We start from the raw sequence: 12,226 nt of genomic DNA, 5'->3' as shown, positions 1-12,226 counted from the left end.
TGTCCGTCATCGGGGCCGGCGCAAGAACCGCGCCGGCCCGTCCCGGTCTTACTCGGCGCTCGGCGCCAGCATGGTCTCCGGCCGCACGACGCGCTCGAACTCTTCCTCGGTCACGTAGCCGAGGCGGAGCGCTTCTTCCTTCAGGGTCGTGCCGTTCTTGTGCGCCGTCTTGGCGATGGTCGCGGCCTTGTCGTAGCCGATGGAGGGGGCGAGCGCCGTGACCAGCATGAGCGACCGGCTCATCAGGTCGGCGATCTTGTCCTCGTTGGCCTTGATGCCGACGACGCAATTGTCGGTGAAGCTCACCGCCGCGTCGGCGAGGAGCCGCACCGATTGCAGCACGGCGTTGGCGATCACGGGCTTGAACACGTTCAGCTCGAAATTGCCCTGCGAGCCGGCGAAGCTCACCGTGGTGCCGTTGCCGATCACCTGGGCGCAGACCATCGTCAGCGCCTCGCACTGGGTCGGGTTCACCTTGCCCGGCATGATCGAGGAGCCCGGCTCGTTCTCCGGCAGGGAGAGTTCGCCGAGGCCCGAGCGCGGGCCGGAGCCGAGCAGGCGGATATCCTGCGCGATCTTAAACAGGCCGGCGGCCAGCGCCGAGAGCGCGCCCTGCGTGAAGACCAGGGCGTCGTGGGTGGCCAGCGCCTCGAACTTGTTCTGCGCCGAGGTGAAGGGCAGGCCGGTCAGTTCCGCGACCTTCGCCGCGAAGCGGTCGGCGAATTCGGGGTGGGCGTTGAGGCCCGTGCCCACCGCCGTACCGCCCTGCGCCAGGGCGAGCACGCCCGGCAGGGTCGCGGCGACGCGGGCGCCGCCGAGGGCCACCTGGGTGGCGTAGCCGGAGAATTCCTGGCCCAGCGAGACCGGGGTCGCGTCCTGCAGGTGGGTGCGGCCGATCTTCACGATGCTCTCGAAGGCCTTCGCCTTCGCGTCGAGGGCTTCGTGGAGGTGCGAAAGGGCGGGCATCAGCCGGCCCTCGATCTCCCGCGCCACGGCGATGTGCATCGCGGTGGGGAAGGTGTCGTTCGAGGACTGGCCCCGGTTGCAATGGTCGTTGGGGTGGATCGGGCTCTTGCCGCCGCGCTGGCCGCCCATCGCCTCGTTGGCGAGGCTCGCGATCACCTCGTTGGCGTTCATGTTCGATTGCGTGCCCGAGCCGGTCTGCCAGACCACCAGGGGGAACTCGTCGTCGTACTCGCCGGCCACGACGGTGGCGGAAGCGGCGGCGATGGCGTCGGCGAGCTTCGGCTCCAGGACGCCGAGATCCTTGTTCACCAGCGCGGCGGCCTGCTTCACGAGGCCCAACGCATGGACCAGCGGCGCCGGCATGTGCTCGGTGCCGATCTTGAAGTTCTGGATCGAGCGCTGGGTCTGCGCACCCCAGTAGCGATGGGCCGGAACCTCGATCGGGCCGAAGGTGTCGGACTCGGTGCGGGTCGCGGTTTCGGTGGGCGACATCGTGGCCTCTACGTCTGGTGCGGTGCGGTGCCTACTTAACGGAGGCGGGGGCCGAGCGCGATGCCGCAGGGTCGGGGCTGCCCGACATCCATGCCGCTCTGTCCACCATTAACGGCGGGGCGGCGACGGCCACCACGAGCCCGGGAGCGACGAGCCTGTCCACCGACCTATCCGATCCCGTCCAGGGACACGCCGCCGCGACTCGCTTCCGCCCGCCGGTCCCGCCGCCGCTGACGCAGCCGCTCGGCCTGCTCGACTTCCTCAAGGCCGCCCGGCGCAACCCGATCACCACCTGGGCGGATGCCCATTTCCGACTGCCCGTGGTGGCGGCCGAGGGCGTGATGGGGCGCATCACCGTGGTGAGCGAGCCGTCGCTGATCCGGCAGGTGCTGATCGACAACGCCGAACGCTACCGCAAGGACGACCTCCAGCGCCGCGTGCTGGCGCCCGGCCTCGGCAACGGACTGCTCAGCGCCGAGGGCGACGAGTGGCGGCTGCAACGGCGGACGCTCGCGCCGATCTTCTCCGCGCGCACCGTGCGTAGCTTCGAGGCTGCGATGAACGCGGCCGGTGCCCGCATCGCCAAGCGCCTGCGCCGCCGCGACGGGATGCGCGTCGATGTCGCCCTGGAGATGACCCGCGCCACCCTCGACGTGCTGGAACGGACGATCTTCACGCAAGGGTTGTCCGGCGACCCGGACGCCCTGGGCCGGGCGATCACCCGCTTCCTCGAAGCGGTCGGGCCCATCGACCCCCTCGACGTGTTCGGCATGCCGGATTTCATCCCGCGCATCGGCCGGCTGCGGGCGCGCCCCGCCGGGCGGTACTTCGCCGAGATCGTCGATGAACTCATCACGCGGCGTCGCGCGCTGATGGAGACCGCCGAGGCGCCGCAGGATCTCCTGACCCTGCTCCTCGCCGCGCAGGATCCCGAGACCGGCAACGGCCTCACGGACCTCGCGGTGCGGGCGAACATCGCCACCTTCATCGCCGCCGGCCACGAGACGACCGCCAACGCGCTCACCTGGGCGCTCTACTGCCTCTCGCAGGACGAGCCGGCGCAGGAGCAGGTGGAGGCGGAAATCGATGCGGCGGGCGAGGGGGATTTCGCCCTCGACGCGCTCCCCTTCACGCGAGCCGTGGTGGAGGAGGGGATGCGCCTGTTCCCGCCCGTGCCCTTCCTCAGCCGTCAGGCCATCGAGCCGGATCGGTTCGGGCGGATCAAGGTGCCCAAGGGCTCCCTCGTGCTGATCGCCCCCTGGGTGCTGCACCGCCACCATCTGCTCTGGGACGAGCCGGATGCCTTCATGCCGGAGCGGTTCATGCCCGGTCGGCGGGAGCAGATCGCGCGCTTCACCTATCTGCCGTTCGGGGCAGGGCCTCGTGTCTGCATCGGGCAGAGCTTCTCGGTGCAGGAGGCGACGATCCTCCTCGCCCACGTCCTCCGCGCCGTCCGCTTCCGCCTGCCGCTGGACCATCCGCCGGTGACGCCCCTGCACAGGGTCACGCTCCGGCCGGAGCACGGGTTGCGGATGGATGCCGAGGTGAGGGGGTGAATTCCCCCGTCATTGCGAGTGCAACGAAGCAATCCAGGGCGTCGGAACACCTCCGAACGGAGCGTGTCCCTGGATTGCTTCGCTCCGCTCGCAATGACGGAAGCGTCAGCTCTTCTTGCGGAAGGCGTCGAGGCTGACGACCTCGGCCGTGCCTTCCTCGCCGTCCTTCTTGGCGGCAGGGCGGGAGGCCTTGTCGTCGGTCTTGCCGCCCTGGGTGGCGGCCGGCAGCACGGTCGGGACGCCCGTCGCGCCGATGGTCGCGAGGCCGGTGCCGGTCTTCGGCTTGACCTCGCCCGGCTCGGACGCCGCGCCGCGCGGGCCGTTCTTGGCGACCGGCGCCTCGGGCTCGGCCGGGAGGTCGTTGCCGACCTCGCCGAGGTCGAACTTCAGGCCGAACTGCACGGAGGGATCGAAGAAGCCGGAGAGCGCATCGAATGGCACCAGCAGCCGCTCCGGCACGCCGGAGAAGGACAGCCCGACCTCGAAGGCATGCTCGGTGACGTTCAGGTCCCAGAACTGGTGCTGCAGGACGATCGTCATGTCCTGCGGGTACTTGTCCCGCAGGGCCTGCGAGATGCGCACGCCCGGCGCTTCCGTGCGGAACGAGACGTAGAAGTGGTGCTCGCCCATCAGCCCGTTCTGGGCGGCATCCGAGAGCACCTTGCGGACGACGCCGCGAAGGGCGTCCTGCACCAGCAGGTCGTAGCGAATCAGGTCGTCTGCCATTCTGCGTTCGCTTTGCCCGACCCGTCCGCCGCCCCTACGCCCTCGTCGATCCACCTTCGCCCCTGCCGAAGCCCCGTGGGTTCCACCGCGGCCTTGCGGCCATCGGTCCTGGGCTTGGGTGGAGGCGCCGGGTACCGCCCCCGGGTCCGATAGGTTTATTTCGAAGAACGTTTATCGCCATGGCCGGCCTTACGACCGGCAAAACGAATATAGAGGGGATCGGCCCGGTTTTGAAGCCCGATCACGCCGCAACCATGCCGGAGGCGATGGGCGATCCGGCGAGTGTGGCCGCCGACGCGCACCCACGCGATCGGACGGGCGCGCATGGGCTCGGGCCGACCTTCCTCGCCCTCGGCCGGATGGTCGCCTTCGGCATCGTCTGCCTCGGCGTCGCGAGCCTCGCCGCCCTCGGCATCGTGCGGGTGGGGTTCGACCTCTGGTACGGGATCGATCCGTTCCTGCCGACGGCGCGGCGACCGTTCGTCGGCGTGGTGCAGCTCGCCCACAGGGCCTTCGCCGTCGATGTGCTGCGACAGGTTCTCCTCGCCTCGATGGTGATCGCCTGGGCGTGGCGGCGTGACCGCAGCGGCTGGCGCCGCCGCCTCGCCCTCGACAGGGAAAAGGCGAACGGCCTGCGGCCCGTGGTCCTGCTCAGTATCCTGCTGTTCTGGCCGGTCCTGCACATCGCCTGGGTGACGGGCACGGCCGAACTGATGGGCGGCGGTTTCGGGCGGGGCTTGCGCCTCTCGCCCTTCATGGACCGGACGGCGGTGGTGGCGTGGCTCGCCTACCTCACGATCCTCGCGCCGCTCGCGGAGGAACTGCTGGTGCGCGGCGAGATGTATCACCTCGTCAACCGCAGCCTTGGGGCGGTCTGGGCGGTGAGCGCGACGGCCCTCGTCTTCGCGCTGGCGCATATCTCGTCTTTCGGCCTCGCCCGGCCAATCTCGCTGCTGCCGCTCGCCTTCGCCCTCGGCCTGCTGCGCTGGCGCACCGGACGGCTCTGGCCCGGCATCGCCCTGCACGGATGGTCGAACCTCGCGCTGGTCGTCTACCTGCTCTGGCCGCACTGACCCTGGGGACAGGGCCGCGCCGGGCTTGCCCCCGGCGACCCGGCGGCGCAGGCTCGTCCGATGGACGCGTATCAGAGCCTGCTCCGAAAACTCCTCGACGAGGGGGTGGCCAAGGAGGACCGCACGGGCACGGGGACCCTCTCGGTCTTCGGGCACCAGATGCGCTTCGACCTGAGCCAGGGCTTCCCGCTCGTCACGACGAAGCGGCTGCATCTGAAGTCCATCGTCCACGAATTGCTGTGGTTCCTCGCGGGCGACACCAACGTCGCGTATCTGCGCGAGAACGGCGTGACGATCTGGGACGAGTGGGCCGACGCGGCGGGCGACCTTGGGCCGGTCTATGGCCGGCAATGGCGCTCCTGGGCGAAGCCGGATGGGGGCAGCGTCGATCAGATCCGCTGGGTGCTCGACGAGATCGCCCGCAACCCGGATTCCCGCCGCCTCGTGGTCTCCGCCTGGAACCCGGCCGATCTCGACCGGATGGCGCTGGCGCCCTGCCATTGCCTGTTCCAGTTCTACGTGGCCGAGGGGCGGCTCTCCTGCCAGCTCTATCAGCGCTCGGCGGACGCCTTCCTCGGCGTGCCCTTCAACATCGCGAGCTATGCGCTGCTGACTCATATGGTCGCGCAGGTCTCGGGGCTGGCCCCCGGCGATTTCGTGCACAGCTTCGGCGACGTGCACCTCTACCGCAACCACCTCGACCAGACCCGCACCCTGCTGGAGCGCGAGCCGAGGCCCCTGCCGCAACTGCGCCTGAACCCGGCGGTGCGCGATCTCTTCGCCTTCCGCTTCGAGGACATCGCCATCGAGGGCTACGCCCCGCACCCGGCGATCTCCGCGCCGGTCGCCGTCTGACCATGGCCGCACCGACCATCGCCCTCGTCGTCGCGGTCGCCCGCAACGGCGTCATCGGACGGGACAACGGGCTCGCGTGGCACCTGTCGAGCGATCTCAAGCGGTTCAAGGCGCTCACCATGGGCACGACGATGCTCATGGGCCGCCGCACCTGGGAGTCCATCGGGCGGCCCTTGCCCGGCCGTCGGACGCTGGTGCTCACCCGTGATCCCGCCTTCCGGGTGGAGGGCGCCGAGACGGTGCATGATTGGGAGAGCGCCGTCGCGGCGGCGGGGGACCGGCTGATGGTGGTGGGCGGCGCGAAGGTCTACGCACTCGCCCTGCCGCAGGCCGACATCATCCACCTGACGGAGGTCGAGGCCGAGCCCGAAGGCGACGTGCGTTTCCCGGCCTTCGACCGCGCGGCCTACCGCGAGGTGTCCCGCGAGGCGCACCCGGCCGGGCCCAGGGACGATTATCCTTACGCATTTATCGACTTGGCACGATTGCGCTGAGGCGGCCCGTCGCGGTTGTACTCGGGCCTCGCCGTGCCCACCTGCCAGCCTTGACAGCGAGGGGGGCGGACCCGCAGGTGCCGTGAGGGGTCCGCCGTCGCCTGCGCCTCTGTGGATGTCGACGGTGTGAATCCCAGGCGATTGGGCGGCACTCGGGATTGAGCCGGCGGGTGCGACCGTTGGCAGGGGGCGCCCAGACGCGGGCGCGGCGGGTGCGGCAGGTCAGGAGACGACGGCCAGGATGCCTTGGAGCAATCAGAATGGCGGTGGCGGTGGTGGCGGCCCGTGGGGGCGCCCCAACGGCAACGGCGGTGGACCCTGGGGCGGGGGCGGGGGCGGTGGCAACACCCCGCCGAACCTCGAGGATCTGTTGAGGCGCGGCCAGGACCGCCTGCGGCGGATCATCCCCGGCGGTGGCGGACCGGGCGGCCCCTCGGGCAGCGGCTCCGGCTTCGGCGGCGGTCGCGGGGCCCTGGTGATCGGGGCGCTCGCCGTGGCCGTGTGGCTCGCCACCGGCTTCTATAAGGTCGAGCCCTATCAGGTCGGCATCGAGACCATCTTCGGCCGTTATGTCGGCTCGACGGGCGAGGGCCTTCGCTACAACTTCCCCTATCCGATCGGCGGCGTCGTGAAGCCGAATGTCGGTCAGGTGAACTCGATCCAGGTCGGCTACCGCACCGGGCCGGGCCAGACGCGCAACCGCGACGTGCCCGACGAGAGCCTGATGCTGACCGGCGATGAGAACATCGTCGATCTCGACTTCGAGGTGCAGTGGCGGGTGAACCCGCTCAAGGCCTCGGACTTCGTGTTCAACATCCAGAACCCCGAAGGCACCATCAAGGCCATCGCCGAGAGCGCCATGCGCGAGGTGATCGGCCGCCGGAACATCCAGGCGATCCTCACCAACGAGCAGGCGAGCATCGCGCAGGAAGTGAAGGAGATGGTCCAGAAGGCGCTGGACGAATACGGCGCGGGCGTGCGCATCGAGGTGGTGCAGCTCGTCTCGGTGAACCCGCCGCCGGAAGTGCGTCCCTCCTTCGTGGACGTGAACGCCGCGCAGCAGGACGCGGACACCGCGCAGAACGAGGCGAAGACCTACGCCAGCCGTGAGGTCCCGCAGGCCCGAGGCAAGGCCTCGCAGATCGTCCAGGCCTCCGAGGCATACAAGACGAAGGCGACCGCCGATGCCACCGGTCAAGCGGCGCGCTTCAACGAGGTCTACGCCTCGTACAAGCTCTCCCCGGAGATCAGCCGCGAGCGGATCTTCCTGGAGACGATGGAGAAGGTTCTGGGCTCCGTGAACAAGGTGATCATCGACCAGAACGGGTCGCCCGGCTCCGCCTCCACGGCGGCGGGGGTGCTGCCCGTGCTGCCCCTCTCCGAGTTCGGCGCCCGTGGCCCGGCCCAGACGGGAGCCGCCCGATGAACCAGGCACTCCGCACCGGCCTCATCGTCGTCGCGGCGATCGTGGCGATCGGCCTCTACGCGTCGGTCTTCGTCGTCGGCCAGATGCAGCAGGCCCTCGTCCTGCAGTTCGGCCGCGTCCGCGCCGTTCTCAACGCCACCGGCGAGGAGAAGCCGGGCCTCTACTTCAAGATCCCGTTCGCCGAGACGGTCATCACCTTCGACAAGCGGGTGCTCGATCTCGACCTGCCGGTCCAGACGATCCTCACGGCCGACCGGCAGAACCTCGAAGTCGATGCCTTCGCCCGCTACCGGATCCTCGATCCGCTGCGCTTCTACCAGTCGGTGGGGAACATCAACCTCGCCAACCAGCGCCTGCAGAGCTTCACCAATTCCGGCCTGCGCAGCGTGCTCGCCCGCTCGACCCGCGACGCCATCGTCAAGAACGAGCGCGGCCAGCTGATGCACAACATCCAGGAAGACGTGAACCGGCAGGCCAGGGCGCTCGGCATCGAGATCGTGGACCTGCGCATGACCCGCGTCGATCTGCCCGCGCAGAACTCGGCCGCCGTCTACCGGCGGATGAAGACCGAGCGCGAGCGGGAGGCGGCCGACATCCGCGCCAACGGCGAGCAGGCGGCGGCGACCATCCGCGCCAAGGCCGACCGGGAGGTGACGGTGATCCTCGCCGAGGCGACGCAGAAGTCCGAGCAGCTGCGCGGACAGGGCGACGCCGACAAGAACCGCATCCTCGCCGATGCCTTCGCCAAGGACCGGGACTTCTTCGCGTTCTACCGCTCGATGCAGGCCTACGAGACGGGGCTGAAGGGTCCCGACACGCGCCTCGTGATCAGCCCGAACACGGATTTCTTCCGCTTCTTCAGCGATCCGAAGGGCCAAACTGGGCAGGCGCCGGCCAATGGGCGCCCCGGCCAGGATCCGGCGGCCACGACGGGCTCCACGGTGGGCGCGGCGCGCTGACCCCGACGCTGGACGCTGCGCGTCCGCGGGCTACCTTTGCACGGGCATGACCCGTGACGAACCGCCGGCCGCCATGCAGCGGCCGGCGCCTGAGGGAAACGCTTTGCTGAAGAGGTCCGCCATGAACCCCGTCGAGGCATCCCGTCCGGGGCCGTTCACCCGCCTGCGCCCCGTCGCCACGGCGATCATGCTCGGCGTCACCGTGCTGGGCGCGACCCTGCCGGCGCCGGCCTTCGCCAAGGGACCGGCCTCCCTCGCCGATCTCTCCGAGCAGGTCACCGACGCGGTGGTGAACATCTCGGCTTCGACCACCGTCGAGGCGCGTTCCAGCCGCACCATGCCGCAGCTTCCGCCGGGCACGCCCTTCGAGGACCTGTTCGAGGAGTTCTTCAACAAGCGCGGCGGTCGCGGGGGCGGCGGCGGCAACAGCGAGGAGGCGCCGCGCTCACGCAAGTCGAACTCGCTTGGCTCCGGCTTCATCATCGACGCCTCCGGCATCGTGGTGACGAACAACCACGTCATCGGCGACGCCAACGACATTCAGGTGATCCTGCACGACGGCACGAAGCTGAAGGCCGAGATCATCGGCAAGGATTCCAAGATCGATCTCGCCGTGCTGCGGGTGAAGCCCACGGCCGACCGCCCCCTCAAGGCAGTGCCCTTCGGCGATTCCGACAAGATGCGGCCGGGCGATTGGGTGATCGCCATCGGCAACCCGTTCGGCCTGGGCGGCTCGGTCTCGGCCGGCATCGTCTCGGCCCGGGGCCGCAACATCGAGTCCGGCCCCTACGACAACTACATTCAGACCGACGCGGCCATCAACAAGGGCAATTCCGGCGGCCCGCTGTTCAACATGGACGGCGAGGTCATCGGCATCAACACGGCGATCCTGTCGCCGACCGGCGGCTCGGTGGGCATCGGCTTCGCCGTCCCGTCGAACACCGGCAAGCAGGTGATTGACCAACTGCGCGAGTTCGGCGAGGTCCGTCGCGGCTGGCTCGGCGTGCGCATCCAGAACGTGGACGACGCCACCGCCGAGGCTTTGGGCCTCAAGGGCGGCGCGCGCGGCGCCCTCGTCGCGGGCGTGGACGAGAAGGGCCCCGCCAAGACCGCCGGTCTCGACGTCGGCGACGTCATCGTGAAGTTCAACGGCACGGCGGTGAAGGCGTCGAGCGACCTGCCTCGCATCGTCGCCTCCACCCCGGTCGGCCAGAAGGTCGATGTGGTCGTCGTGCGCAAGGGCGAGGAAGTGACGAAGGCGGTCACGCTCGGCCGCCTGGAGGACAACGAGAAGCCGCAGCAGGCCAACCTCAAGCAGCCCGACGCCGACAACGCCGTGCGTCAGGCTCTGGGCCTCAACCTGTCCTCGCTCACGGACGATCTGCGCAAGCGCTACAACATCAAGGACGGCCAGAAGGGCGTCGTGGTGACCCGCGTCGATCCCAGCTCGAACGCCGCCGACAAGCGCATTCAGCCGGGCGAACTGATCGTGGAGGTCGGCCAGGAGGCCGTCTCGACGCCGTCCGACGTGACCAAGCGCATCGACGCCCTGAAGAAGGACGGCCGCAAGTCCGTGCTCCTGCTCGTCGCCGCCGCGAATGGTGATGTGCGCTTCGTGGCGCTTGGGCTGGACTGAGATAGAGCCGACACACGGATCCCGGCCCGCACCTCATCCTGAGGTGCGGCGAAGCTGCCTCGAAGGATCGCTCCAGAGATCGCTGCGTGATCTGGAACCTTCCTTCGAGGCCTGCTTTCACGGGCACCTCGGGATGAGGTTGGTGGGTGGAACGGGGTGAGAGATTGTAACTAAGGGTTGCAATCTCAGTATTGCTCAACCCAATATTGTTAATTCGCCCGATCGCTGGCTATTGCCATGCCGGATAGCTAGAAACGTCGTCTCCGACGCTCTGGTTGATTTGACGATCCGGCATGGAACTGCTCCGCTATTTCGACGACACGACGAGCCGCGCGGTCCATGCGCGGCGCGAGTACCTGTCGATGATGATCCGGTCGCAGTGCGATTCGGTGGTGCAGTACGGGATCCTGAAGGGGTTCCGCGTGCCGCCCAGCAACTGGGCCGAGATCATCTCCAGCGCCTACATCCTCGGGACCTACGAGGTCTCCGTCTGCGCCATCCTCGATCTGCTCCGCAGCCCCCGGAAGGTGCTGGTCGACCTCGGCGGGGCGGATGGGGTGTTCGGCGTGGGGCTGGTCGAGGTCGGCGCCTTCGGCCGAAGCCTCATCTTCGAGCTGGACGCCGACCGGCGGCGGGGCCTTGCCGAGATGGCGCAGGCCCACGGCGTCGCAGACAAAGTCTCCGTCTTCGGCGAGGCGACGCCCGATTTCCTCGATCTCGTGGAGGCGCGCGGTGTCCCGCTGCCGCAATGCGTCGTGCTCTGCGACATTGAGGGGGCGGAGTTCTCGCTGTTCTCCGACGCGGTTCTCAGCCGGCTTCAGAAATCCCACGTCATCATCGAACTCCACGATTTCCTGCTCACCGACCCCGTCCGGCGGGAGAGCGCCATCGCAGAGTTGAGGCTGGCGGCCGAGCGCTATTTCGACGTGTGCGAGGTCAAGGACGGCCTACGCGACATCCGCAACATCCCGCTCCTGCGGAACTGGTCGGACTGGGATTCGTGGCTGCTCTGCGTCGAGGCGCGCTACCGGATGATGTCGTGGCTCTGGCTTCGCCCCAAGGGCGAGGCCGCGCTGACGGCGGCCGCCGTGGACGAACTGGTGATCGATTACCAGCGGCGCATCTTCGCCGCCTGATCAGCCGACGAATTCCGAGGCCGCATAGCCCTGAAGGTAGAGGAGGGCGGTGAGGTCGGCGTGCTCCACGCGCACCCGCGCGGCGGCGGCGACCGCCGGTTTGGCGCGGAAGGCGACGCCGAGCCCGGCCTCGCCCAGCATGTCGAGATCGTTGGCGCCGTCGCCCACGGCCATCGTCTCGGCGGGCGCGAGGCCGAACCGGTCGCGCAATTCCATGAGGGTCGCGCGCTTCTCGGCCTTGCCGACGATCGGGTCCTCGACCGCGCCCGTGAGCTTGCCGTTCGCCACCGCGAGGCGGTTCGCCCGGTGCTCCGCGAAGCCGAGCTTGGCCGCGATGGGGCCGGTGAACAGGGTGAAGCCGCCGGACACGAGGCAGGTATGGGCGCCGTGGGCGGCCATGGTCTGCACCAGGGTGCGCCCTCCGGGCGTCAAGGTCAGGGTATCGGCGATGAGGCCGTCCACCACGCCGATCGGAATGTCCTTCAGGAGGGCGACGCGCTCGCGCAGCGCGGGCTCGAAGGCGACCTCACCGCGCATCGCCCGTTCGGTGATCGCCGCCACATGGTCCTTGAGGCCGAGCGTCCCAGCGAGTTCATCGATGCATTCCTGCTCGATCATGGTCGAATCCATGTCGGCCAGGAACAGGCGCTTGCGGCGGTGGGCGTCGGCCGGCAGCACGGCGAGGTCGATGGGCTCACTGCCGAGCGCCGTCCGCAGGCGCTCCGTGAGCGCGGCGGCGTCGGCAGGATCGCCGTCCACGAGGATTTCGGCGGCGACCTCACGGTGGAGGATGCGGGTGGGATGCTCGGTGGCGAGCACCCGGCGGCTTTCCGCCAGCACCGCATCCGTGATGGCCGGGCGGTCCGGGTTTGCTATCAGGACCGCGACCAGCATGCGGAGGTAAGCC

General features: G+C 69.2%; 11 protein-coding genes and 1 other RNA gene. 8 read left to right on the top strand and 4 right to left on the bottom strand.

What is annotated here, in order from left to right:
- Positions 1-48 precede the first annotated feature (48 nt).
- Entirely contained in the window at positions 49-1,458 is a 1,410-nt protein-coding gene (gene fumC / locus ACXJ1Y_RS13680; protein WP_463846785.1) for a class II fumarate hydratase, read from the bottom strand.
- A gap of 155 nt (positions 1,459-1,613) precedes the next feature.
- On the opposite strand from fumC, the gene ACXJ1Y_RS13675 reads away from it, so the two are divergent.
- Positions 1,614-3,014 carry a cytochrome P450 gene (locus ACXJ1Y_RS13675; protein WP_463850120.1) on the top strand — a complete coding sequence of 467 codons (1,401 nt, stop codon included), beginning with the start codon at positions 1,614-1,616 and terminating at the stop codon, positions 3,012-3,014.
- Between the two features lie 105 nt (positions 3,015-3,119).
- Here the strand turns inward: ACXJ1Y_RS13675 and ACXJ1Y_RS13670 are convergent, their stop codons facing one another.
- Together ACXJ1Y_RS13670 and ssrA are read right to left on the bottom strand one after the other, a co-directional pair.
- Positions 3,120-3,740 carry an SspB family protein gene (locus tag ACXJ1Y_RS13670; protein WP_463846784.1) on the bottom strand — a complete coding sequence of 207 codons (621 nt, stop codon included), beginning with the start codon at positions 3,738-3,740 and terminating at the stop codon, positions 3,120-3,122.
- Positions 3,741-3,758: 18 nt separating this feature from the next.
- Positions 3,759-3,940, bottom strand: a transfer-messenger RNA (tmRNA) gene (ssrA, locus tag ACXJ1Y_RS13665).
- Here ssrA and ACXJ1Y_RS13660 point away from each other — a divergent pair.
- The 7 genes from ACXJ1Y_RS13660 (at position 3,920) to ACXJ1Y_RS13630 (ending at position 11,319) form a co-directional block, all read left to right on the top strand.
- Positions 3,920-4,813, top strand: coding sequence for a CPBP family intramembrane glutamic endopeptidase (locus ACXJ1Y_RS13660; protein ID WP_463846783.1), 894 nt, complete (start codon positions 3,920-3,922; stop codon positions 4,811-4,813). The genes ssrA and ACXJ1Y_RS13660 overlap by 21 nt on opposite strands.
- A 60-nt stretch (positions 4,814-4,873) precedes the next feature.
- A complete protein-coding gene (locus ACXJ1Y_RS13655) occupies positions 4,874-5,668 on the top strand; it encodes a thymidylate synthase (RefSeq protein ID WP_463846782.1) in 795 nt (264 codons plus the stop codon).
- 2 nt (positions 5,669-5,670) lie between these two features.
- Complete coding sequence (locus tag ACXJ1Y_RS13650; protein ID WP_463846781.1) at positions 5,671-6,162, top strand: dihydrofolate reductase; 492 nt, start codon at positions 5,671-5,673, stop codon at positions 6,160-6,162.
- Between the two features lie 241 nt (positions 6,163-6,403).
- On the top strand, positions 6,404-7,588 hold the full coding sequence (hflK, locus tag ACXJ1Y_RS13645; RefSeq protein ID WP_463846780.1) for an FtsH protease activity modulator HflK: 1,185 nt from the start codon (positions 6,404-6,406) through the stop codon (positions 7,586-7,588).
- Positions 7,585-8,547 (top strand): protease modulator HflC, encoded by a 963-nt coding sequence (gene hflC / locus ACXJ1Y_RS13640; RefSeq protein WP_463846779.1) that lies wholly within the window; start codon positions 7,585-7,587, stop codon positions 8,545-8,547. Before hflK ends, hflC begins: the two co-directional genes overlap by 4 nt.
- A 121-nt stretch (positions 8,548-8,668) precedes the next feature.
- Positions 8,669-10,183: a DegQ family serine endoprotease gene (locus ACXJ1Y_RS13635; protein ID WP_463846778.1), complete on the top strand. Its 1,515-nt coding sequence runs from the start codon at positions 8,669-8,671 to the stop codon at positions 10,181-10,183.
- A 293-nt stretch (positions 10,184-10,476) separates the two neighbouring features.
- Positions 10,477-11,319: a hypothetical protein gene (locus ACXJ1Y_RS13630; RefSeq protein ID WP_463846777.1), complete on the top strand. Its 843-nt coding sequence runs from the start codon at positions 10,477-10,479 to the stop codon at positions 11,317-11,319.
- On the opposite strand, the gene serB is transcribed toward ACXJ1Y_RS13630, so the two are convergent.
- Positions 11,320-12,213 carry a phosphoserine phosphatase SerB gene (serB, locus tag ACXJ1Y_RS13625; protein ID WP_463846776.1) on the bottom strand — a complete coding sequence of 298 codons (894 nt, stop codon included), beginning with the start codon at positions 12,211-12,213 and terminating at the stop codon, positions 11,320-11,322.
- Between the last annotated feature and the right edge of the window lie 13 nt (positions 12,214-12,226).

It is taken from the genome of Methylobacterium sp. TK26 (assembly GCF_055361565.1).
This window is presented reverse-complemented; position numbering and strand designations above follow the sequence as displayed.

What these genes read in the sequence shown, in the direction of transcription:
- ACXJ1Y_RS13670 (WP_463846784.1), bottom strand. Translation starts at nt 3,740, where the DNA reads ATGGCAGACGACCTGATTCGCTACGACCTGCTGGTGCAGGACGCCCTT.
- serB (WP_463846776.1), bottom strand. Translation starts at nt 12,213, where the DNA reads ATGCTGGTCGCGGTCCTGATAGCAAACCCGGACCGCCCGGCCATCACG.
- hflC (WP_463846779.1), top strand. Translation starts at nt 7,585, where the DNA reads ATGAACCAGGCACTCCGCACCGGCCTCATCGTCGTCGCGGCGATCGTG.
- fumC (WP_463846785.1), bottom strand. Translation starts at nt 1,458, where the DNA reads ATGTCGCCCACCGAAACCGCGACCCGCACCGAGTCCGACACCTTCGGC.
- ACXJ1Y_RS13650 (WP_463846781.1), top strand. Translation starts at nt 5,671, where the DNA reads ATGGCCGCACCGACCATCGCCCTCGTCGTCGCGGTCGCCCGCAACGGC.
- ACXJ1Y_RS13660 (WP_463846783.1), top strand. Translation starts at nt 3,920, where the DNA reads ATGGCCGGCCTTACGACCGGCAAAACGAATATAGAGGGGATCGGCCCG.
- ACXJ1Y_RS13635 (WP_463846778.1), top strand. Translation starts at nt 8,669, where the DNA reads ATGAACCCCGTCGAGGCATCCCGTCCGGGGCCGTTCACCCGCCTGCGC.
- ACXJ1Y_RS13655 (WP_463846782.1), top strand. Translation starts at nt 4,874, where the DNA reads ATGGACGCGTATCAGAGCCTGCTCCGAAAACTCCTCGACGAGGGGGTG.
- hflK (WP_463846780.1), top strand. Translation starts at nt 6,404, where the DNA reads ATGCCTTGGAGCAATCAGAATGGCGGTGGCGGTGGTGGCGGCCCGTGG.
- ACXJ1Y_RS13630 (WP_463846777.1), top strand. Translation starts at nt 10,477, where the DNA reads ATGGAACTGCTCCGCTATTTCGACGACACGACGAGCCGCGCGGTCCAT.